At 74.6% G+C, this 20,846-nt stretch carries 18 protein-coding genes and 1 riboswitch; of the genes, 4 read left to right on the top strand and 14 right to left on the bottom strand.

The annotated features are described in order from the left end of the window. Positions 1-73: 73 nt before the first annotated feature. The 8 genes from DEF28_RS18130 to DEF28_RS18095 form a co-directional block, all read right to left on the bottom strand. On the bottom strand, positions 74-1,276 hold the full coding sequence (locus DEF28_RS18130; RefSeq protein WP_114400427.1) for a peroxidase-related enzyme: 1,203 nt from the start codon (positions 1,274-1,276) through the stop codon (positions 74-76). An 83-nt stretch (positions 1,277-1,359) separates the two neighbouring features. Next, positions 1,360-1,468, bottom strand: a riboswitch (SAM riboswitch). A gap of 322 nt (positions 1,469-1,790) precedes the next feature. Next, on the bottom strand, positions 1,791-2,570 hold the full coding sequence (locus DEF28_RS18125) for an SDR family NAD(P)-dependent oxidoreductase (protein ID WP_199493372.1): 780 nt from the start codon (positions 2,568-2,570) through the stop codon (positions 1,791-1,793). Beyond that, entirely contained in the window at positions 2,567-3,832 is a 1,266-nt protein-coding gene (locus DEF28_RS18120; protein WP_114433404.1) for a sialidase family protein, read from the bottom strand. Before DEF28_RS18120 ends, DEF28_RS18125 begins: the two co-directional genes overlap by 4 nt. 206 nt (positions 3,833-4,038) lie before the next feature. Beyond that, positions 4,039-4,908, bottom strand: a complete 870-nt coding sequence (locus tag DEF28_RS18115; RefSeq protein WP_114400610.1) for an ATP-binding cassette domain-containing protein — start codon at positions 4,906-4,908, stop codon at positions 4,039-4,041. Continuing rightward, entirely contained in the window at positions 4,905-5,792 is an 888-nt protein-coding gene (locus DEF28_RS18110; RefSeq protein ID WP_114400609.1) for an ABC transporter ATP-binding protein, read from the bottom strand. The genes DEF28_RS18115 and DEF28_RS18110 overlap by 4 nt, the downstream gene beginning before the upstream one ends. Beyond that, positions 5,789-6,784, bottom strand: coding sequence for an ABC transporter permease (locus DEF28_RS18105; RefSeq protein ID WP_114400608.1), 996 nt, complete (start codon positions 6,782-6,784; stop codon positions 5,789-5,791). Before DEF28_RS18105 ends, DEF28_RS18110 begins: the two co-directional genes overlap by 4 nt. Further along, a complete protein-coding gene (locus tag DEF28_RS18100; RefSeq protein ID WP_114400607.1) occupies positions 6,781-7,716 on the bottom strand; it encodes an ABC transporter permease in 936 nt (311 codons plus the stop codon). The genes DEF28_RS18105 and DEF28_RS18100 overlap by 4 nt, the downstream gene beginning before the upstream one ends. A gap of 3 nt (positions 7,717-7,719) precedes the next feature. Next, positions 7,720-9,267, bottom strand: coding sequence for an ABC transporter substrate-binding protein (locus DEF28_RS18095; protein ID WP_199493369.1), 1,548 nt, complete (start codon positions 9,265-9,267; stop codon positions 7,720-7,722). 514 nt (positions 9,268-9,781) lie between these two features. Here DEF28_RS18095 and DEF28_RS18090 point away from each other — a divergent pair. Beyond that, positions 9,782-10,573: a DeoR/GlpR family DNA-binding transcription regulator gene (locus DEF28_RS18090; RefSeq protein WP_181874705.1), complete on the top strand. Its 792-nt coding sequence runs from the start codon at positions 9,782-9,784 to the stop codon at positions 10,571-10,573. 52 nt (positions 10,574-10,625) lie between these two features. On the opposite strand, the gene DEF28_RS18085 is transcribed toward DEF28_RS18090, so the two are convergent. The 3 genes from DEF28_RS18085 to manA all read right to left on the bottom strand — a co-directional run bounded on the left by DEF28_RS18085 (position 10,626) and on the right by manA (position 13,288). Then, complete coding sequence (locus DEF28_RS18085) at positions 10,626-11,003, bottom strand: FKBP-type peptidyl-prolyl cis-trans isomerase (protein WP_114400895.1); 378 nt, start codon at positions 11,001-11,003, stop codon at positions 10,626-10,628. A gap of 3 nt (positions 11,004-11,006) precedes the next feature. Beyond that, the gene (locus tag DEF28_RS18080) at positions 11,007-11,990 is read right to left on the bottom strand and encodes a glycerophosphodiester phosphodiesterase family protein (RefSeq protein WP_199493367.1); all 984 of its coding nucleotides are present in this window, start codon (positions 11,988-11,990) and stop codon (positions 11,007-11,009) included. Positions 11,991-12,088: 98 nt separating this feature from the next. Further along, positions 12,089-13,288 (bottom strand): mannose-6-phosphate isomerase, class I, encoded by a 1,200-nt coding sequence (gene manA / locus DEF28_RS18075; protein ID WP_114400355.1) that lies wholly within the window; start codon positions 13,286-13,288, stop codon positions 12,089-12,091. Between the two features lie 311 nt (positions 13,289-13,599). Here manA and DEF28_RS18070 point away from each other — a divergent pair, with 311 nt between their 5' ends. Together DEF28_RS18070 and DEF28_RS18065 are read left to right on the top strand one after the other, a co-directional pair. Further along, the gene (locus DEF28_RS18070; protein ID WP_114400356.1) at positions 13,600-14,580 is read left to right on the top strand and encodes an ABC transporter substrate-binding protein; all 981 of its coding nucleotides are present in this window, start codon (positions 13,600-13,602) and stop codon (positions 14,578-14,580) included. 251 nt (positions 14,581-14,831) lie between these two features. Next, a complete protein-coding gene (locus DEF28_RS18065; protein ID WP_114400357.1) occupies positions 14,832-16,208 on the top strand; it encodes a GntP family permease in 1,377 nt (458 codons plus the stop codon). Here DEF28_RS18065 and DEF28_RS18060 read toward each other — a convergent pair. Next, positions 16,192-16,959 (bottom strand): FadR/GntR family transcriptional regulator, encoded by a 768-nt coding sequence (locus DEF28_RS18060; RefSeq protein ID WP_181874436.1) that lies wholly within the window; start codon positions 16,957-16,959, stop codon positions 16,192-16,194. The genes DEF28_RS18065 and DEF28_RS18060 overlap by 17 nt on opposite strands. A 299-nt stretch (positions 16,960-17,258) precedes the next feature. On the opposite strand from DEF28_RS18060, the gene DEF28_RS18055 reads away from it, so the two are divergent. After that, positions 17,259-17,765 carry a gluconokinase gene (locus DEF28_RS18055; RefSeq protein WP_114400358.1) on the top strand — a complete coding sequence of 169 codons (507 nt, stop codon included), beginning with the start codon at positions 17,259-17,261 and terminating at the stop codon, positions 17,763-17,765. 19 nt (positions 17,766-17,784) lie between these two features. On the opposite strand, the gene DEF28_RS18050 is transcribed toward DEF28_RS18055, so the two are convergent. Both DEF28_RS18050 and DEF28_RS18045 read right to left on the bottom strand, forming a co-directional pair. Beyond that, positions 17,785-18,525, bottom strand: coding sequence for an IclR family transcriptional regulator (locus tag DEF28_RS18050; RefSeq protein WP_233515383.1), 741 nt, complete (start codon positions 18,523-18,525; stop codon positions 17,785-17,787). A gap of 341 nt (positions 18,526-18,866) precedes the next feature. Next, positions 18,867-20,231 carry an alpha/beta fold hydrolase gene (locus DEF28_RS18045; protein ID WP_233515382.1) on the bottom strand — a complete coding sequence of 455 codons (1,365 nt, stop codon included), beginning with the start codon at positions 20,229-20,231 and terminating at the stop codon, positions 18,867-18,869. Between the last annotated feature and the right edge of the window lie 615 nt (positions 20,232-20,846).

Genomic DNA, 20,846 nt, shown 5'->3' with positions numbered 1-20,846 from the left:
CCCTTCCGGGGAGCCGCGCGGGGGATGCGGACGCGGCTCCCCGGAAGGGGTGGCGCCGGTACGGCGGAACGGGTCAGGCCGCCGGTTCGGTGCCGGGCCAGAACGGCTCGCCGAGCGTGAGCATGAGCCGGTTGGCCCAGGAGAAGAAGGCGACGGAGCCGACCAGGTCGACGAGTTCGACGTCGGTGAGCCCGTGCCCGCGCAGCGCGGCGACCTGCTCCGGTGCCGCGGAGGAGGGGGTGGTGGACAGCGCGGCGGCGAACGCCACGACGGCGGTCCAGCGGGCGTCCTGGCCGGCGCTCAGCGGGGCCAGGTCGCCGGTGCGCCAGTCCTCGTCGCGGTCGAGCACGGCGTCGAGGACCCGCTGCACGTCCGCCGTCCGCTTGGAGAGCTGCGACGCCTTGCGCGCGTGGACGGAGGCGCAGTAGACGCAGTCGTTCACCTTGCTGGTGACGGCGGCCGCGAGCTCGCGCTCGGCCCGGGGCAGCCCGTCGCGGGTGTAGAAGAGGGCCCTGTCCACGGCGGTGCGGGCGCGCAGCAGCTTCGGGAGCCGGCTGAGCAGCCGGAAGTAGGCGTCGTTGGTCTTGCCGGCGAACGCCTCCTTCTGCTCCTCCGTGAGGTCCTCGGGCGCCACCGGCGGGACCCAGGCGGTCCAGGCGAGCAGCTCCTGGGTGAAGGCGGTGGGCCGCTTCGCGCCGTTGGACGCGGTGTCGGCGAGGCTCTTGGTCCGCCCGCGTCCGCGGGTGGGGCGCGACAGCGCTGCGCCGGGCGCCGCGGCGCCGCCGCCCAGCAGCCGCAGCCCTTCGACGAGGCGGACCTGGAAGCTGGTGTAGGCGGCGACCTGCGAGATCACCACGATCTCGTCGGGCCCCCATCCGGCGGCGGCCAGCCGCTCGATGTCCCCGCGCTGGATGAGGGCGGGGGAGAGCGTGATGAGGTCCAGGTGCTCGACCGCGGCCCGCAGGGCGGGATCGGCGGGAAGCTCGTCGCCGTACAGGCGGGGGTCGGCCCCGTGCCGCGCGTGGTGCTCGACGACGGCGCCCGCCCCGTGCCACCGCGCGACCAGCGCGGCGAACCCCCGCCGCACCGCGGGCGCGACGGGCCCCGCCACCGCGAAGAGGGCGTCGTAGGCGTGCTGGGTCTGTGCCGTGAACTCCGGCTTCACCCGCCGCGCCGCCGCGAGCTCGTCCCCGAGGTCCACCAGCTCCGCGATGACGTCGCCCTGCGCCGTGCCCGCCGTGCTCTCCGCCGCGCTGCCCACTGTTCCCGCCCTCATGTCGTCTTTCGTCGGTGAGGCGGCAGGGCGGTGCAAGCGTCCCACTCCGGTCCATCCGATACCGCCGGGCGCCGCCCGCCGGCCGTGCACGCTTGCCGCGTCCCCGCAGCCAGGTCATCAACTCCGGGGGCACCCCGCTGTGCAGAAGGTTGCCGTCCAGCAAGCCGGATCTTCGCGCTGGCACTCTTGACCTGGTGCGAACGTAAACGATCACCCCATGCGGGAACAAGACACCACAGAAGTGACGATGGCTACAAAACTGGTCGGAATAGTTTAAGGGCCGTCCTCGCGGCCGCGCCTGCTCCGGTCGCTGGCGGCTCGCCGCGGTGGGGACCGGCGCCTCCCCCGGCTTCGGCCGACTGCCCGCCCGCGGGGGGCGGCACCACTAGGCACCGGTCCATCATCCCCGCCGCCTTCGGCGGTGCCGGCAGCGGGCCCGCGGCCGGGCCGGGAGGCACGGGAGCTCCATGGACGCCCGCACCGCGGAGGCGCGCCTCCTCCCGGGGACGCGCCCTCAGCCCAGCGACGTCCCCGCGCACACCACCAGGGTCTGCCCGGTGATGCTGCGGGCGTCCGGGCCGAGGAGGAAGGCCACCGTGCCGGCGACCTCGCCGGGGGAGACGAGGCGGCCCATCGGGGGGAGCCGGGGCGGAGTGGCGGCGCGGGCCGGGTCGTGGAGCATGGGGGTGTCGGTGGGGCCGGGGGCCACGACGTTCACGGTGACATGGCGGGCGACCAGTTCGGCGGCCCAGGAGCGGGCCAGGGCGGTGAGCGCGGCCTTGGTCGCGGCGTACTGGCTCTTGCCGGGCACCCCGGTCATGGTGCGGCTGCCGACCAGCACCACGCGGCCGCCGTCCGGGACGCGGTCGACCAGGGCGTCGACGAGCACCTCCGCGGCGGCGACGTGCACCTGCCACATGGCCGCGCCGTCCGCCGCCGACAGGGCGCCGAGGCGGGCCGAGCGCTGCAGCCCGGCGGCGTGCACGACGGCGTCGGCCCGCTCGACACCGGCCACCGCGGCGGGGATGCGGTCGAGGTCGGCGAGGTCGGCCGCCACCCAGCGCAGGCCGTCACCGGCCGCCCCGGCCGGACGGCGGCTCAGGGCGGTCACCCGCCACCCGGCGGCGAGCAGCCGCTCGGTGACGGCGCGGCCGATACCGGAGCTCGCGCCCGTGACGACGGCATGCGGGGGGTCCGCCTCCGCGGCGGCGGCATGCGGGGCGTCCGTGCCGGTGCCGGCCGCGCGCCGGGGCGCGGCTCCGGAGCGCCCGGCGCCGGCGTCCCGGGCCCTCACGCGCCCGCCTCCGCGGCGCGGGCGGCCAGCCATTCCGGGCTCAGGCGGACGTGCTTGATGGCCTGCCGGTAGTAGGTGAACGCGACGTCCAGGCCGCCGTCGGCGTTCTGGAGGATGCTCGGGTAGGAGAACTCCCGGTTCAGCCCGTCACGGGAGTTGTTGGTCAGGCAGTAGCCGTCGCCCACCTCCAGGTCGTGCCGCAGCGGCCACGTGGCACCGCCGTCGGCCGACACCGCCAGGGTCATGGGCGCCCGGGGCGCGCCCCAGAAGGCCGTGCGCTCCCCCTCCCGCCCGGGCTCCCCCGCGCCGGTCGGCGCCTCGGGGGCCGGCGCGCCGGCGCCCGGCGTGCTCGGCGCGAGGCCGTCGTCGTCGATCTCGTCGTAGAGCGACACCCGCCGCTCGGTGGCGTCGGCCGCGCTGCTGGCGTTGTACACGAGGGCGAGGCGGTCGTCGCGCAGCCGTACGAACTGGATCGAGGAGTTGTTGTTCGGCAGGGCGGTGGGCACCGGCGCGGACCAGGTCTCGCCGCCGTCGGTGGAGTGCGAGCGGTGGACGTGGTCGGCCCACCGGCTGCGGAACAGCGCGAGCAGGGTGCCGTCGGCCAGCGCCTGGATGTTCATGTGCACGCACCCGGTGCTGTCCGGCACCGGCCGCTCGCGCCACGTGGCGCCCTGGTCGTCGGAGACCATCACCGCGCTGGTGTCGCGGTCGCCGACCCACGCGCGGCCCGGCACGGAGACGCAGTGGAAGACGGGCAGCAGCCACCGGCCGGAGTCGAGCACGGTGACGGGCTGGCGGATGAAGACACCGCTGGTCGGACGGGCCGGGAACAGCGTCTCGACCGCGCCCCACGTGCGGCCGCCGTCCGCGGAGATCCGGCGCCGCACCTCGGAGGTGTCCTGGTGGCCGGCCCGCTGCGCCGTCCAGAGCAGCCAGAGGCCGCCGGAGGGGGGCGCGAACAGCACCGGGTTCTGCTCGGAGCGGGTGCGGTCGTCGGACAGCGCCACCGGCTCCGTCCAGGTGTCGGCGCCGCGCGGCAGCCGGGAGAACCAGACGCCGATGTCGGACACGCCCTCCTGGGTTCCGCCGAACCAGACGCAGCCGAGGTCCCCGCCGGGGAGCTCCGCCAGGTTCGCCGCGTGGTTCTGCACGGCGGGCGCGGGGAGGTAGGCGTCCGCGCGGCCGGGGTCGCCGGCGCGGGGGCGCAGCACCCCGTCGGTGGGCAGCGCGTCCGGCGCGGAGCTGGTCGCGGGGTCGGGCATGGCGGTCTCCTCGGGGTCGGGGCGGCCGGCGGGCGCCGGCGGTCTCGGTTACGGGGCGCGGTGGGCGGTCGGCTACGGCGGTCCCTGGCCGCCGGCGGTCAGGTCGGCCGGCGGGCGCCGGCCGTCTCGGGAGGCGGACGCGGTGCCCGGTCCACGCAGGATCCCCGGCCTCGCGCGCCGGCGGCACGCCGGGCCGGGCACCGCGGTCACGCGGGCGGGGAGACGGCGGCGACCAGCCCCCGCGGTTTGCGGCCGCGGATCACCGCGGGGTCGAGCGCGGCGCGCCGGAGCGCGCGGGTGTACTCGTGCCGGGGCGCGGCGAGCACCCGATCGGTGGCGCCGGACTCCACCAGCCGCCCGGCGCGCATGACCACCACCTCCTGGCTGATCTCGCGGACCACGCCGAGGTTGTGGGAGATGAACACATACGTCAGGCGCGTCTCGCGCTGGATCTCCCGCAGCAGGTCCAGGACCTGGGCCTGCACGGAGACGTCGAGCGCGCTGGTCGCCTCGTCGCAGACCAGCAGGTCGGGCCGGCTGGCGAGCGCGCGGGCGATGCCGATGCGCTGCCGCTGCCCGCCCGAGAACTCGGCCGGGCGCCGCTCCAGGGCGCTCGCGGGCAGGCCCACCCGGTCGATGAGCCGGGCCGCCTCCGCGCGCCGCTCGGCGGCGGAGCGGACGCCCCGCCGGCGCAGCGGCTCGGCGACGATCTCCTGCGCGCTCAGGTGCGGGTCCAGCGAGGCGTAGGGGTCCTGGAACACCATCTGCACGCGGGACCGCATGGGGCGCAGCCGCCGCTCGGAGAGCCCCGCGATGTCGGTGCCGTCCACGACGATCCGGCCGGCGGTGGGCCGCAGCAGCCGCACGATCGAGCGGGCGATCGTGGACTTCCCGCATCCGGACTCCCCCACGATCGCCAGCGTGCTGCCGCGCGCGACGGTGAAGCTGACGTCGTCCACCGCGCGCACGACCCCGCCCCGGACCGGGTACTCCACCACGAGGCCGGACACGTCGAGGAACGCGGGCCCGGTGGTGCTCTGCCCGGCGGTGCCCGGGGCCGGCGCTGTGCCGCTCATCGGCTCTCTCCTGACGTCGGGCCGCCGGCGGCGGCCCCCTCGTCCCACGGCCCGAGCCGGGGCACCGCCGACAGCAGCATGCGGGTGTAGTCGTTGGCGGGCGCCTCGACGATGGCCTCGACCTCGCCGGACTCGACGAAGCGCCCGTCGCGCATGACGTGGATGCGGTCCGAGACCAGCCGGGCGACCCCCAGGTCGTGCGTGATCATGAGGATGCCGATCCGGGTGCGCTCCTGCAGCTCCAGGAGGATGTCGAGGATGCCCGCCTGGACGGTGACGTCGAGCGCGCTGGTCGGCTCGTCGGCGACGAGGAGCTCGGGTTCGCCGGCCAGCGCGATGGCGATCAGCACCCGTTGCAGCATGCCGCCGGACAGCTGGTGCGGGTAGGTGGCGAGCTGGGCGGCCGGCCGCGGGATGCGGACCTGGTCGAGCAGTTCGGCGGCGCGTTCGCGGACCGCCCTGCGGGGCAGCTCCGGCCGGCGCAGCCGCACCGCCTCGGTGAGCTGGCGGCCGATCGTGTGGACGGGGCTGAGTGCCGTCATCGGGTCCTGCGGGATGAGCGACACGGTGCGGCCGCGCACGGCCCGGATCGCCGCGGGGTCGGCGACCACGTCGGTGCCGCCGAACCGGACCGCGCCCGAGAGCACCGCGAGGTCGGCGGGGAGCAGGCCGAGCACGCCCATGGCGGTGGTGGACTTGCCGGACCCGGACTCGCCGATGATGGTGACCGTCTCGCCGCGTTCGATGCGGAAGCTGACGCCGTCGACGGCGCGGACCACGCCGGCGTCGGTGATCAGCTCGATCTGCAGCTCGCTGACGTCCAGCAGCGGGGCTGCCGTGTCCGCGGGCCGGGCGTGCCGCCGGCCGGATGCCGCCAGGGTCATGACACCGTTCCCTTCCGTGTTGCGCGGTCCCGCCACGACGGGGACGGTCCCCGCCGCCTCGACGCGGCCTGCCGCCGGGTGCGGTCGCGCAGGCCGTCGCCCAGCAGGTTGACTCCCACGACGAGCAGGACGATCACGAGGCCGGGCAGCGTGACCAGCCACCACGAGGTGGTGATGTAGTCCTGGCCGTCGGAGACGATGCGGCCCCACGTGGCGAAGGGCCGCTCCGGCCCGGCGCCGAGGTAGGACAGCGCGCTCTCCAGCAGCACGGCCTGGGCGAGCAGCAGGAAGACCACGATGGTCGCCTGCCGCACGACGTTGGGCAGGATGTGCCGGACGAGGATCTCGGCGCGCCGCAGCCCGAGGACCCGGGCGGCGGCGACGTAGGGCTTCTCGCGTTCGACGAGGACCAGCGACCGGGTCAGCCGCGCCACCTCGGGCCACTGCGCCACGGCGATGACGCAGGTGATGACCGGGATCGACGGGCCGAACAGGGCGACCACGAGCAGCAGCATCATGAGCAGCGGCAGGGAGAGCTGCGCCTCCAGCAGCCGCGAGACCACCGAGTCGACCCATCCGCCGTAGTAGCCGGCCGCCGCCCCGGCCACCAGGCCGATCACCCCGCTGACCAGGACCGCCAGCACGCCGATAGTCAGCGACATCTGCCCGCCGTGCAGCACGTTGGAGAGCAGGTCGCGCCCGAGCTGGTCGGTGCCGAAGAGGTGCCCGTCGGTGAGCGGCGGCAGCCGCCGCTGGGAGAGGTCCTGCTCGGTGGGATCGGGCAGCGGCAGCAGCCGGGCGAACACCACCGGAACGACGACGAGCAGCGTGCACACCAGGCCGACCCACAGTTTGACGCGGGCGCCGCGGCGGCGCCGGGTGGCCCCCGCGCGGGCGAGGAGGCGCGTGGTGACGGCGCTGGGGCGCGGCCCCGCTCCACCGGGCGGGGGCGCGGTGCCGGCCGGGCCGGACGCCGGGAGGGGGGTGCTCATGCTGCGGCCTTCTTCCCGAGACGCACCCGCGGGTCGAACAGCGGGTAGGCGAGATCGATGAGGAGCTGGACGAGGATGGCCAGCGCCGCCGTCACGAGCACCGTGGCCTGGATCAGCGGGTAGTCGCGGGTCTCCAGCGCCCGCACGACGAGGGAGCCGACGCCCGGCCAGGCGAACACCACCTCGACCACGACGACGCCGTTGACCATCGAGGCGAACCGGGTGCCCAGGGCGGTGAGCACCGGGATGGCCGAGTTGCCCATGGCGTAGCGCCACACCAGGGCGCGCTCGGAGACGCCGCGCGACCGGGCCACGGTGAGGTAGGGCGCGGTGAGGTTCGCCGCCATTTCACGGCGGACCAGCCGGGAGATCAGCGCGATCTGCAGGATCGCGATGGTCGTGGCGGGCAGCACCAGGCCGCCCCAGGTGGCGAACCCGGACGCGGGGAGGACCGGGAGGAGCACCGCGAAGAAGGTGAGCAGCATGACGCCGCTCCAGAAGTCGGGCATGGACTGCCCGGCGACGGTCACGATGTTGGCGCCCAGCTCCCGCGTGGTGTCGGCGCGGCGCGCCATCCACACGCCGAGGGGGACGGCCACCGCGGTGGTGAGCAGGATGGCCGCGACCGCCAGCGTGATCGTGAACGGCAGCCGGTCGAGCACCACGTCGAGGGCGGGGGCCTGGAAGGAGTAGCTGGTGCCGAGGTCGCCGGTGGCCAGGCCGCGCAGGAAGACGAGGAACTGCTCGGGCAGCGGGCGGTCCAGCCCCAACTCCGCCCGGATGCGGGCCAGTTCCTCGGTGGTGGCGAGCGGTCCCGCGTAGGCGGTCGCCGGGTCGCCGGGGGCCAGGCGGATGAGGACGAAGACGGTCGAGACCGTGAGGAAGACCGTGAGCAGGCTCTGCCCGACGCGTCTGAGGAGGTAGAGCGCCACGGGTCAGCCCTCCACTCGCACGGCGGCGAGGTCGTAGCAGTTGGTGGGGCCGAGCGCGATGTCGCGGACCCTGGACTGGTGGGCGAGGACCACGTTGGGCACGAACGCCCACAGGCACGGCCAGGTGTCCCACACGGCCTGCTGCGCCTCGGTCATCAGCTCGGCGCGCCGGTCGGCGTCGGGTTCGGCGGAGGCGCGCTCGATCAGGTCGGTGACGTGGGGGAACACGTAGCCGTGGTAGGTGTCGCGGGTCTCCTCCTTCGCGGCGGTGCCCGCGAACATGCCCTGCAGCATGCTCTCGGCGAGGCCGGTCGGGCTGGAGAAGCCGTTGCCGAGGATGTCCCAGTCGCCCGCGCGGCCCTGCCGCCAGGACAGGATGTCGCCGCCGGGTTCGAACTGCCGCAGCGTCACCCGGACGCCGATGTCGGTGAGCATGCCGTGCACGGCCTCCATCACGAAGGCGTCGCCGGCGAACTCGCCGCTCTCCCAGATGACGGTGACGGCGAGGTCGTCAACGCCGAGCGCGTCCAGGCGCTGCCGGGCCTGGGCGGGGTCGTAGACGTAGCCGCCGGTGGGGACCGCGCCGCGCAGTCCGGTGGGGACGACGCCCTCGGCCGGGGTGACCGATCCGACTAGGACGTCCTCGGCGAGGGCGCGGCCGTCGATGGCGTAGGTCAGCGCCTCGCGGACCCGGGCGTCGGACAGCGGGTGGTCGGCCGGTTTGCGGAAGTTGTAGAAGAGCTGGTTGATGCGGGTGCTCTGCGCGCGCTCCATCCGGACGCCGGGCAGGCCGAGGAGCTGGTCGGCGGAGTCGGGGGTGATGGAGTCGATGACGTCGACCTCGCCGCTGCGGATGGAGACCACGCGGCTGGACTCCTCGGGCATGAACCGCACCCGCACGGTCCGCGCGCGGGGCGCGGTCCCCCAGTAGGCGTCGTTGCGGGAGAGCGTGTACTCCCCCGTGCCGCGGTTGGCGGCGGTGACGACGTAGGGGCCGGAGCCGATGCCGTCCTGGAGCTCCTCGGGCCGGTTGCCGGCGGCCGGTGTCACGAGGATGTTGGCCATCAGGAAGTCGAGGGCCGGCACCGGCCGCTCGGTCTCCAGGGTGAAGGTGCGCTCGTCCACGGGGACGACGGTGGGGAACTCCGGGAAGAAGCTGGCGACGAAGGAGCCGTTGACCTGCTGGTACATCTCCAGGGCGGTGCCGACGTCCTCGGGGGTGACCGGGGAGCCGTCGGAGTAGCACGCGCCCTCGCGCAGCCGGACGGTCCACGTCGTGGGGGTGGTCGCCTCGAACGTCTCGGCGAGCACCGGCTCGACCGAGAGGTCGGTGCCGACCCGGGTCAGGGCCTGGCGCACCGCGCGCTGGACCGTGACGGCGGCGTCGAACTGGTTGAGCTTGTTGTCGAGGCTGACCAGCGAGCGGTTCAGCGCGAGGGTGAGGGTTCCCGGGCCGGGGACGCCGGTGGGGCCGGCGCAGGCTGCCAGCGGACCGAGCGCCGCGCCGGCGCCCGCGAGGGCGCCCAGCCTCAGAAGCGAGCGGCGGGACATGTCCGGGCCGCGTCCTTGTCGGGTCATCGTCGGCCTCTCGAATACTCGGAGGGGGAGATGGAGGTGAGGAGGTCGTGCGGAGGACGCCGGCGCCGTGCCCTCCGCGAGGCTCGCGCCGAACCGGGTGTTACCCCGGTCACTCTGACACCTGTGCACGTTTCGCGCAAGCAATCTGGCGCGATCAACGCATTCTGTGACATCCTGACGAACGCGAATCCCCTTGCGGCGCAGGTGGATGCGCAGCTTGGAACGGCGAGGTCACCCGAAGTCATCGAGCCGCACCCGGCACCGCGAGGGCGCGCTACGCCCAGCAGGACGCGCACAACGCGCAATAGCTCTGAGTTGGGGGACCGCCGTCCCCCGGGCGGGGGCCGGCCGCCGCCGGGGCACCCCGGGGGGGCGCGCCGCCGCATCCGGTCGCGCGCTGCGCGCACGATCGCGCCGCGCCCCCGGCCGGACGGCGGTAGGGTCCGCAGCGACGAACACTCGGCACAGCACATCCGGAGGAACGCAGATGGCGGCGATGCGGACGCGGGACCGGCGGGACGAGATCGTGCGGCTCGCGATGACCAGCGGCCTCACCAGCGTCGAGGAGCTCGCCGCCACGTTCGACGTGACCGCCTCGACGATCCGCCGCGACCTCGCCCGGCTGACCGAGGAGGGGCGGGTGGCGCGCACCTATGGCGGCGCGATGGCGCTGCTCGCGCATCCCGAACCGTCGCTGCGCCAGCGCACGCACGAGGCGTTCGCGGCCAAGCGCGCCATGGCGCGGTGGGCGGCCGCGCAGGTGAGTTCCGGCGAGACGATCCTGCTGGACGCCGGGACCAGTGTCGGCGCGCTCGCCCACGAGCTCCGCGACGTCCCGCGGCTGACCGTGGCCACCACCGGCCTGACCGCCCTGGAGCGGCTCGCGGGGTCGGAGACCGTGCACGTCGAATGCCTCGGCGGGACGCTGCGCCACCTCAGCCAGGGGTTCGTCGGCCCGCTCGCGGAGGCGGCGCTGGAGCGGCTCACCTTCGACCGGGTGTTCCTCGGGGCCGACGGTGTCACCGCCGAGAACGGGATCTGCGAGGCCGACCTGCAGCAGACCCGGCTCAAGGAGCTCATGATGGGCCGAGCGGACCGGGTGTACGTGCTGGCGCACTCGGAGAAGCTCGGCCGCCGCCCGTTCAACTCCTGGGCGCGGCTGCCGTCGCAGTGGGTCCTCGTCACCGATGAGGCCGCCGAGCCGGCCGCGCTCGCCCCCTTCGAGGCCAGGGGCGTGGAGATCGTGGTGGCCCGGGCGGACGGCAGCCGCGTGGAGTGAGCCCGGGCGCCTACCCCGGCGGGCGGCTCGGCGCCCGCCGGGAGGGTGCTGGTCAGTCCACCCCGAGGAGGTCCACGACGAAGATCAGCGTCTCGTGCGGCTTGATGGCGCCGCGGCCCGCGCCGGTGGCGCCGTATCCCAGGTGCGGCGGGATGACGAGCCGGCGGCGTCCGCCGACCCGCATGCCGAGCACGCCCTGGTCCCAGCCGTCGATCACCTGGCGGGCGCCCAGCCGGAAGCGCAGCGGCTCGCCCCGGTTCCAGGAGGCGTCGAACTCCTCGCCGGTGGAGTGGGCCACCCCGACGTAGTGCACCGAGACGGTCGTGCCGTGCCCGGCCTGCGCGCCGTCACCGATGGTGATGTCGGTGATCTGCAGGTCGGCGGGCGGGGGCCCGTCCAGGGGGTCGATCTCGGGACGCTCCAGCGCCATCGGTCACACCTTTCTCAGCAGGAACAGACGGGTCCCCAGCGTAGCGACGCCGCACGGCCGCCTGGACGGCGCACGGCTCACCGCCCCTGTCCGGCGACCAGCGGCGCGACCAGGTCGGCGCGGTTGGTCCACACGGTCCCGGCGGACCAGTCGCCGGAGCCGCCGACGAGGACGACCCGGGTCCCCGCGGCCGCCATGCGCGCGGTGAACCGGTGCGGCCAGCCCCGCAGCCACGGGGCGATGCCCTCGGGGATGTGCGGCTGGGTGCCGGCGCAGGCGGCGGGCACGTATCCGCTCCAGCCCACCGGCGTAGCGCGGCACGCAGTCGCGCAGCGTCGCCTTGGACATGGTGCGAAGGCCGGGCAGCTCGCCGCGCAGCGCCGCCACCGGCGCGTCGCCGCCGTAGACCGCGATGGCGGCCAGCCGCTCCTCGGGAAGCCGCCCCAGGTGTTCGGCGAGCAGTTCGCCCTCCGCGGGGTCGTCGCTCTTGACGTGGATGAGCGGTTCCTCGTCGGGGAACTCCGCGAAGACCTCGTCCAGCGAGGGCATCAGCCCCGCGCCCGTGCCGTGGAAGGGGAAGGTGGCGCCGCCGTCGGCGGTGTCACCGTAGCCGATGTCCAGTTGCCGCAGCTCGTCCATGGTGTGGTCGCGGGTGGTGCCCTGCCCGCCGGTGCGGCAGTCGACCTCCCAGTCGTGGAAGACCGCGAACTGGTCGTCCCGGGCGACGTGCACGTCGAGTTCCACGATGTCGGCCCCGGAGTCGAAGGCGGCGCGCATGCCCTCGACCGTGTTCTCCAGGTAGGCGTGCTCCGGCGGGTGGATCCGCTCCGCCGTGCACGTGTCGTTCTCGACGCCGGCCACGTCGAAGGTCTGGCCGAGCCCGCGGCGGGCGGGGGGGGCGGGCTGCCCCGCCGGCGGACCGGCGAGCCACGAGCTGTCGTCGAGCCAGCACAGCAGCGCCAGAACGACGATTGCGGCGAGTACCACGCGCTTCGTGGAAGGGCACCGACGCCCGCCGGGACGACCACGTTCTGTCGCGGCCCATGATGGTTCCACGCGCCGGGCAGCGGCCCGTCCGACACGCCTCAGACGGAGTCGCCGACCGTGGCCGCCACCAGGTGCGCCGCTCCCTCGACCGTCACCGGGCCGTCCGCGGCCGGCACGAAGGCCGACTCACCGCGGGCCAGCGGCAGCCGCTCGCCGGCCTCGGTGCGCAGCTCCGCGGTGCCGTCGAGCACCAGCACGATGGCGGGCAGTCCGCCCGGCAGCCGCGCCACCTCCTCGTGCGGCCGGATCACCGAGAGCGCGAAGTCCGCGACGCCGGGCTGGTACTCCCAGCGGCCCTCGACCCGCTCCGGCGAGGCGAACGGGATGGGCAGCACGCTGAAGTCGACGACCGTGAGCAGCTCCGCGACGTCGACGTGCTTGCCGGTCAGCCCGGCCCGCAGCACGTTGTCGGAGCTGGCCATGACCTCCACGGCGGTGCCCCGCAGGTAGGCGTGCACGTTGCCGGCGGGCAGGAACAGCGCCTCGCCGGGCCGCAGGGTGATGCGGTTGAGCAGCAGGGCCGCGACCGCGCCGGGGTCGCCGGGGTAGCGCTCGGCCAGCTCCGCGACCGTGGCGGCGTGCCGGCGCGCGGGGCCGGTGGGGCTCACGCGTGCGGCCAGCTCGGCGACGAGCCCCCCGACGAGCCCGGCCCGCTCGTCCGGCGCGAGGGTGAGCAGCCGGGTCATGGCCGCCCGCAGCGCGGCACCGGGTTCGGCGGCCGACAGGTCCGCACGCAGGATGCCGGCGAGGGGGGCGGTGAGGCCGGCGAGGTCGGCGAGCGCGGCGGCGGGCTCCCGGAACCCGCACAGCGCTTCGAAGGGCTCCAGCGCGAGCACGAGTTCGGGCTTGTGGAAGGGGTCCCGGTAATTGCGGTGCGGGGCGTCCACCGGGATGCCCGCCGCCTCCTCCGCCGCGTGGCCGAGTGCGGCGCGGCGGGTGTCGGGGTGCGCCTGCAGGGATAGCGGCTCCTCGGCCGCGAGCACCTTGAGCAGGAACGGCAGCCGCTCGCCGAAGTGCCGGACGGTCCGCTCCCCCAGCGTCTCCTTGGGGTCGCCCGCGATGGCGTCGGCGACGCACACCGGACCGTCCTCGGTGGCCAGGGAGCTGGGTGCGCCGGGGTGGGCGCCGAGCCAGAGCTCCGCCTGCGGCCGGCCGTCGGGCGACCGCCCCAGCAGCCGCGGGATGGCCGTCGGGGAGCCCCACGCGTACGGGCGTATCTGGTTGATCAGCCTTCGCATCCGTTCCGCTCTCCCGTCGCCGTCCGACCAGCTCGACGCGCCCCAGTCTTCCCGATCGCCTCCGCTGTGTCGCGATGGCCGCCGCCACCTGTGGACGTGGTGCCAGCCCCACCTCCGTGGTGCCGCCGGCTCCCTCCCCGGCGCTCGGCTGCCTCCATCTTGGGCCACGACCGGAGGCGGGTCGAGGGTTTCGGCCGCCCGGTCCGCCACATCCGCCGCACCGCGCCGGCACGGAGGACCACGTCGAGTTAAGGTAAGCCTGACCTAATAATCCACCGACATGCCGTCACCCCCCAGGAGCGCCGAGGACCATGGACACCACAACGCGACGCGTCGCGGTCGCGCTGGGCGCGCTGCCGCTGCTGCTCACGGCCGCCTGCGCGCCCGGCGGCCCGCCGGACGCCGGCCCCGGCGAGCCGGCCATCACCGTCGAACACGGCCTCGGGACCGCCGAACTGGCCGCACCACCGGAACGGGTGGTCACCCTGAGCCTCGGCGACACCGACCTCGCCCTCGCGCTCGGGGTCACCCCGGTGGCCATGGAGGCGTTCTGGGGCAGCGACTCCGGCGTCGCCCCGTGGCAGGAGGACGCGCTCGCCGGTGCCGCCGTCACCGTCCTGCGGCCGGACGCCGACGGCGCGGTCCCCATCGAGCAGGTCGCCGCGGCCGAGCCCGACCTCATCCTGGCGACCGGGCTGTACACGGTGGACGAGCAGTACGGGCGGCTCAGCCAGATCGCCCCCACCGTCGCCTACCGGAACGGGCCGCTGCGCGACACCTGGCAGGAGAGCGCCACCGCCGCCGGCGCCGCCCTGGGGCGGGCGGAGGAGGCCGGCGAACTGGTGGCGGCCCTGGAGGCCCGGCTCGCCGACACGGCGGCGGGGCATCCGGAGTTCGACGGCGCGACGTTCACCTTCAGCCAGGCCCACGAGCCCGGGGCGCTGAGCGTCATGCGCTCCACGGACGACGTCACCGCGGTCCTGCTGGCGGAGCTGGGGCTGGTGATGTCGGAGGAGGCGGGGGAGCTGCCCGGCTCGGAGTTCTCCGTCCGTGTCGGCTTCGAGGAGCTGGAGGCGATCGACGCCGACGTGGCGCTGGTCAACTTCTACGCCGAGGACCTGCGCGACGACCTGGAGGGCAACACGGTGTTCCGCCGACTGCCGGTGGTGGAGGGCGGCGGCTACATCCCGCTGACGAACGAGGAGTTCGCCCCGCTGCGCGCCGCCACGGTGCTGTCCGTCCCCGAGGCCCTGGACGTCATGGTCCCCAAGCTCGAGGATGCCGTCGGCTAGCGCCGGGTCCGGGGATTCGCGGAGCCGGAGCACGAGGCCGGCCAGCAGCACACCGGGGCGGCAACGACCGGCGAGCCTGCCGGTACGGGCCCGCGGCCCCGGGGTGACTCCGCCCCGGATCACAACTTCGCACACCCCTCTCACATTGGCTCACAAATGGTACTACCATTGCCCGAAACGTCTCGGCGACGTGGCACCTCCTGCGGGTTCGTCACGCCGCCTCCTCACGAGACACCCGTTCGGAGGCCCCGTTGGAAACCATCGAGCCCGCCTACGGAACCGCTCCGCTGCTCCTCATCGCAGCGGGGGCCGTAGCCCTCCTGCTCGTGCTCATCATCCGGGTGCGGCTGCACGCCTTCGTGTCGCTGGTCCTGGTCAGCCTGCTGGTCGCCCTGGCCACCCGGATCCCGCTGGTCGACGTCGTCCCCACCCTGCTCGACGGGTTCGGCAGCACACTCGCCAACGTCGCACTGCTCGTGGGACTCGGCGTGATGATCGGCCGCATGCTGGAGACCACCGGCGGGGCCGCCGTGCTCGCCGAGACCCTGGTGCGGCGGTTCGGCGAACGGCGCGCGCCCCTGGCCCTGGGGATCGCGTCGCTGCTGTTCGGCTTCCCCATCTTCTTCGACGCCGGCCTGGTCGTCATGCTGCCGGTGGTCTTCAGCGTCGCGCGCCGCCTGGGCGGGTCGGTCCTGCTGTACGCGCTGCCCGCCGCCGGCGCGTTCGCGGTCATGCACGCCTTCGTCCCGCCGCACCCCGGACCGGTCGCGGCCGCCGACCTGCTCGGCGCCGACATGGGTCTCACCCTGCTCGTCGGCACCGTGCTCGCCATCCCCACCTGGTACCTGGCCAGCTACCTGTACTCCCGCTACGCCGGCCGCAAATTCGAGATCCCGGTGCCCGCGGACGTCTCCGCGGGGGCGGACCCCTCCGGTCTCCGTCCGCCGCACTTCGCCACGGTGCTGGCGATCCTGCTGCTGCCCATGGTGCTGATCTTCGGCAACACCGGTGTCTCCACCCTCGTCACCGCGGGCGCCGTCGCGGAGGACCACCTGCTGGTCCAGGTCCTGGTGATGACCGGGCAGACGCCGGTGGCGCTGCTGATCACCGCGCTGGTCAGCATGCTGGTGCTCGGGCGCGGCCGGCACCCGCGCGAGCGCGTGGAGCAGATCGCCGACCAGGCACTCGGCCCGGTGTGTTCGATCATCCTCGTCACCGGCGCCGGCGGCATGTTCGGCGGGGTGCTGCGCGCCAGCGGCATCGGCCAGGCGCTGGCCGACAGCATGGCCTCGACCGGCCTGCCGGTCATCGTGGCGGCCTTCGTGATCGCGACCGCCCTGCGGGTGGCCCAGGGCTCGGCGACCGTCGCGCTGACCACGACCGCGGCGCTCGTCGCCCCCATGGTCGAGAGCGCGTCGGGGCTGTCGTCCATGGACGTGGTCCTGATCGTCATCGCGATCGCGTGCGGTTCGACCGTGCTCTCGCACGTCAACGACTCCGGGTTCTGGCTGGTCGGCCGGTTCCTGGGCATGGACACCGCGACCACCCTGCGCACCTGGACGGTCATGGAGACCCTGATCGGCGTGGTGGGCTTCGCGTTCGCGTTCCTGCTCAGCCTGGTCCTGTAGTGCCGAGCGCGGTGGCCGGCAGGTGCCACGGGTCCGTTCCGCCCGGAGGGTCGACGTGCTCCAGGGCGGTGACGACCTCGTCCACGATGGCGCGCATGGCGGCCTGGGCGACGTCGGGCAGCCCGTCGCACACGGCCGAGGCCACGTGGGCGTGCAGCCGCAGCGCCTCGGGGCGCGGGTGCTGCGGCATGAGGTCGTACTCGGTGCGACCCGCCAGGACCTCGGCCACCACGCCGGCCAGCCCGCGGAACATCTCGTTGCCGGACAGCTCCAGGATCAGCCGGTGGAACTCGACGTCGAGGCGCAGGAAGGCGTCGAGGTCGCCCGCGGCGCCGGTCGCGGCCATGCTGCGGTTGAGCTCCATGAGCCGCGCCCGGTGCTCGGGCGCGGCTCGGCGCGCGGCGGCGGCCGCGGCCGGGGGCTCGACCGCGGCGCGCAGCTCGGTGAGCGAGCGGAGCTGCGCGCCGCGCCCGGGTCCGGCCAGCCGCCACCGGATGAGCTGCGGGTCGTACACGCTCCAGTCCTCCGCCGGGGTGACCCGGACCCCGGTGCGCGGCCGGCTCACCACGAGCCGCATGGACTCCAGGACGCGCACCGCCTCGCGGGCGACGGTCCGCGATACCCCGAAGTCGCGTTCCAGCCGCTCCAGGGTGAAGACGTGCCCCGGCCGGTACTCCCCGGCCGCGATCGCCGGCCCCAGCGCCGCCAGGACGCGGTTGTGCAGGGTGCGGTGCGCGGTGTCCACGCTCATGGTCCCTTCTTCACGTCGACCCGTCACAGGAGGCTGTTTGTCCCGTTCACGCGCCACGGGAGGCTGCACCCCCCGTTCACACGCCACGGGAGGCTGTCCCTCCCGTTCACACGCCACGGGAGGCTGCACCCCCCGTTCACACGCCACGGGAGGCTGTTCCCCCCGGCCGGACGGCGCGGTCCGGCCGGGCCGCGCCCGTGCTCCGGGCCGGTGAGCCGGACGCACGTATTGATATCACTATTGTCGGGGAGACCGCGGGCGAGCGTGCCCGTGCTCCCCCGTCGCGGAAAGGCCAGCGTATGCACTTCGTCTTCATGGGCGTGTCCGGCAGCGGCAAGAGCACCGTCGCCGGGCAGGTCGCCGAACGGCTCGGACTGCCGTTCGCGGAGGCGGACTCCTTCCACCCCGAGGCGAACATCGCGAAGATGTCGCAGGGGGTTCCGCTGACCGACGCCGACCGGGGGCCGTGGCTGACCACGCTCGCCGAGTGGATCCGCGAGCACGAGCGCCGCGGCGAGGCCACCGTCATGGCGTGCTCCGCCCTGCGCCGTGCCTACCGCGACATCCTGCGCACCGGGGCACCGTCGGTCTACTTCCTGCACCTCGACGCCCCCACGGAGGTCATCGCCGCCCGGATGCGGGCGCGCACCGGCCACTTCATGCCGGCGGGGCTGCTGGCGTCGCAGGCCGCGACGCTGGAGCCGCTGGAGCCGGACGAGCCGGGCATGCGGATCGACATCGCGCCGCCGGCCGAGGACGTCACCGACGCGGCCGTGCGAGCGGTCACCGCTCGGCTGCGCGGCTGAGCAGGGGACGGCCCCTGCGTCAGGACACCGGCATGTGCCCCATGCGGGTGGAGATCTCCTCCGCCGCCTTGAGCACCGCCGCGCCAATCTCGTCTAACCGGTCGGCCTCCATCCGGTAGGAGGGCCCCGAGGCGCTGAGGGCGGCGATCACGTCGCCGTTGATCCCGCGGATCGGCGCCGCCACCGCGTTCAGGCCGAGTTCGAGCTCCTCCGCCGCGGTGCCGTAGCCCCGGCGGAGGATCTCGTCGAGCTGGGTACGCAGTGTCTCGGGATCGGTGACCGTGCGGGGGGTGGCCGCCCGCAGCGGGCCGCGCAGCACCCGGCGCTGCTGGGCCGGGCGCATGTGGGCCAGCAGGACCTTGCCGCTGGAGGTGGCGTGCAGCGGGTTCTGCCGTCCGATCCAGTTCTGGCTGACCACGGCCGACACTCCGCGCACCTGGTCGATGTTGACGACGGCGTCGCCACTGGGGATGGCGATGTTCACGGTCTCGCCGAGGTCGGCGGCGAGGTCCTCGCAGACCTGGCGGCTCTGCTGGGTGAGGTCGAGTCCGGCGGTCATGGCGCCGGCGAGCCGGATGATCCCGAAACCCAGCTGGTACTTGCCCCGCAGGCCGGGCTGCTCGACCAGCCCGCGCCGTTCCAACGCCCCCACGAGCCGGAAGGCCGTGGACTTGTGCACACCGAGTTCCGCCGCGATCTCGGTGACGCCCGCCTCTCCGTTCTGGGCGAGGATCTCCAGCACGGTGATGGCGCGGTCCACCGACTGCACGGGGGCGCCGTCCCTGGTGGCGGTGGGCCTGCCTGGTTCCGCGCCGCCGTCCGACCCCCGCCCGATGACCCTCTCGGGCGGCTGACTGCCTTCGCTCTGCGCTCGCTCGTCGTTGGAAGTCATGAACCCACGATAGTGCCCGCTCCTCGGCGGTCTCCGTGCGTCGACCGCCGCCCGGCCGGGCGCACCGCCGGCCTCGCTCCCCCGCGCCGCCTCCGCCGGGTCGTCGGCCCGGCCGCCGCCGTCCCGCGCGTCGCGGCCGTTCCTTCGCGGACGCGCGCGACGGCCCGCACCACCGGTGCCGGTGGTGCGGGCCGTCGTCGGCTCCGCGGTCAGAGCCGCAGGCCGACCGGGACGCTCTGGTCCGTCAAGGGGGCGAGCTCCTCGGCGTCCAGCTCGGGTTCGGTGTCCAGTTCCGCCGGGGGCAGGCCCTGGCAGGTGAGGTCGGCGGGCACCACGCCGTCGACCAGGTAGGCCTCCACAGCGTCGCTCACGCACTCCAGACCGCCGGGCAGGTAGAAGCCGTGCCCGCCGTCCCCGGCGACGGTGATGAGGGGGCCCTCCAGCCGCGCGGCCATGGCCACGCCGCTCTGGTAGTCGGTGTTGGCGTCGAACTCGCCGGCGATGAGCAGCGGCTCGGAGTAGCCGTCGCGTTCCAGCTCCACCGGGGGCTCGACGCGGTCGAGGCCGCTGAAGGTGCACGGCTGCGGGAGGGCCCAGGAGGCACCGCCCCCGTACGGGTGGTTCTCCCGGTACTCGCGCGCGTCCGCGCGGTACTCAGAGATCCGGCGCGGCCACGCGGCCTCGCACACGACCGCGGTCATCAGGTCCTCGGTGAAGCCGGTGTCCTCCTCCTCGGCGAGGGCGGCCATCTCGGAGGTGAACTCCGTGGGCAGCGGCTCGTCGCGGACGAAGTAGCCGAGGTACTCCGAGGCGAGGTCCCAGTTCTGCTGGAACCGGGAGAGCATGCCGAGTTCCAGGTCGAACATGTGGCTGTCGTAGACAATGCCGGGGAAGTCGGTGCGCGGTTCCTCGCGCAGCCGGTCGGAGGTGGCGTCGAAGGTCGCGTAGACCTCCTTCTGGGTCGCTCCGAAGCCGAGGACGTCGTCGTGTTCGGCCGCCCAGGCGGTGTAGCGTTCCATGTTCGCGCTGAAGGCGGGGGCCTGCCGCAGGAACACGTCGCGCCAGATCCCGTCGGGGTGCACCGGCGAGTCCAGGACGGTGCGGTCCAGCCGCTCGGGGAACAGGCTCCCGTAGACCGCGCCCAGGTAGGTTCCGTAGGAGTAGCCGAGGTAGTTGGTGGTCTCCTCGCCCAGGGCGGCCCGGATGACGTCCATGTCGCGGGCGGTGTTGGCGGTGGTCATGTGCGGCCGGAGGTCGCCGTCGGCCCGCTCGCAGTCGCGCTGGTAGCGGATCGCGGACCGGGTGGCGTCGGAGATCTCGGCGTTGGTCGGGCGCGAGTAGAAGGGCAGGGGCTCGGACTCGCAGTCCAGCCGGGGGGAGGAGCCGCCGCTGCCGCGGGGGTCCATGCCGATGACGTCGTACACCGCGCCCACCCGGGTGCCCTGGTAGTAGCCGGCGAGGCTGCGCCCGTGGCCGCCCGGGCCCCCGGGGTTGGTGAGCAGGATGCCGCGCCGCGCGTCGAGGTCGGCGGCGGCCGGCGGGGCCGCCGCGAGGGAAGCGGCCAGGGCTGCCACGAGGACACCTGCGGCCGTGGTGCTGGCGCATGATCTGCGCACGGGGGTCGCCTCCGCGTTCTGGCCCGTTCGAGGGGATGAACGGGGTCGGGTGCATCGGAGGTGCAACTGTACGAATCGCCCGTACGTCCGCAGCACTGACAAAAGTCATATCCCACGACATATGGCCAGATGCGGCCACCTGCAGAGGACGGCTCGGCGCCTTCCGCCGCACGCCGTCCCCTCGCCGGGCATGCCGGTCGTGCCGCGCCCGGGGGACTCCGCGACCGCAGGGCCGAGCCGGTCGCGGACCGCGGACGGTCCCCCGGCCTGCGCGGGCGGCTGCGCACGTCGCCGGGTACCGGTGGAGGGCGCGGACCGGCGAATCGGCCCGGCGCGCGTTTCCGGGATCGGCCCGCGAGCGCGGAACGGCACGCGGTGGGCCCGTTCGCCGCGAACTCACGCTCGGGGCCGGATGACCGTGCCGGAACGCCGCCGCCGCGGCCGCACAGGCCGGCCGTCCGGCGGACCGGGCCGGCCCCAGCGGCACGAGGGGGAATCCGGTGGATGCGGCATCCGCACGGGGGACGCGGGCGGACGCGCCGCGAGGGGGACGGGCGCCTCGCCCGCCCGCGT

This window comes from Marinitenerispora sediminis (assembly GCF_003336425.1).
In the GTDB taxonomy this organism is placed as follows: domain Bacteria; phylum Actinomycetota; class Actinomycetes; order Streptosporangiales; family Streptosporangiaceae; genus Marinitenerispora; species Marinitenerispora sediminis.
This window is presented reverse-complemented; position numbering and strand designations above follow the sequence as displayed.

Excerpts from the sequence above, each read along its gene's own strand:
- DEF28_RS18110 (WP_114400609.1), bottom strand. The coding sequence starts at position 5,792 with ATGACCCTGGCGGCATCCGGCCGGCGGCACGCCCGGCCCGCGGACACG.
- DEF28_RS18060 (WP_181874436.1), bottom strand. The coding sequence starts at position 16,959 with ATGAGCGTGGACACCGCGCACCGCACCCTGCACAACCGCGTCCTGGCG.
- DEF28_RS18130 (WP_114400427.1), bottom strand. The coding sequence starts at position 1,276 with ATGAGGGCGGGAACAGTGGGCAGCGCGGCGGAGAGCACGGCGGGCACG.
- DEF28_RS18090 (WP_181874705.1), top strand. The coding sequence starts at position 9,782 with ATGGCGGCGATGCGGACGCGGGACCGGCGGGACGAGATCGTGCGGCTC.
- DEF28_RS18070 (WP_114400356.1), top strand. The coding sequence starts at position 13,600 with ATGGACACCACAACGCGACGCGTCGCGGTCGCGCTGGGCGCGCTGCCG.
- DEF28_RS18095 (WP_199493369.1), bottom strand. The coding sequence starts at position 9,267 with ATGTCCCGCCGCTCGCTTCTGAGGCTGGGCGCCCTCGCGGGCGCCGGC.
- DEF28_RS18105 (WP_114400608.1), bottom strand. The coding sequence starts at position 6,784 with ATGAGCACCCCCCTCCCGGCGTCCGGCCCGGCCGGCACCGCGCCCCCG.
- DEF28_RS18115 (WP_114400610.1), bottom strand. The coding sequence starts at position 4,908 with ATGAGCGGCACAGCGCCGGCCCCGGGCACCGCCGGGCAGAGCACCACC.
- DEF28_RS18085 (WP_114400895.1), bottom strand. The coding sequence starts at position 11,003 with ATGGCGCTGGAGCGTCCCGAGATCGACCCCCTGGACGGGCCCCCGCCC.
- DEF28_RS18055 (WP_114400358.1), top strand. The coding sequence starts at position 17,259 with ATGCACTTCGTCTTCATGGGCGTGTCCGGCAGCGGCAAGAGCACCGTC.
- DEF28_RS18120 (WP_114433404.1), bottom strand. The coding sequence starts at position 3,832 with ATGCCCGACCCCGCGACCAGCTCCGCGCCGGACGCGCTGCCCACCGAC.
- manA (WP_114400355.1), bottom strand. The coding sequence starts at position 13,288 with ATGCGAAGGCTGATCAACCAGATACGCCCGTACGCGTGGGGCTCCCCG.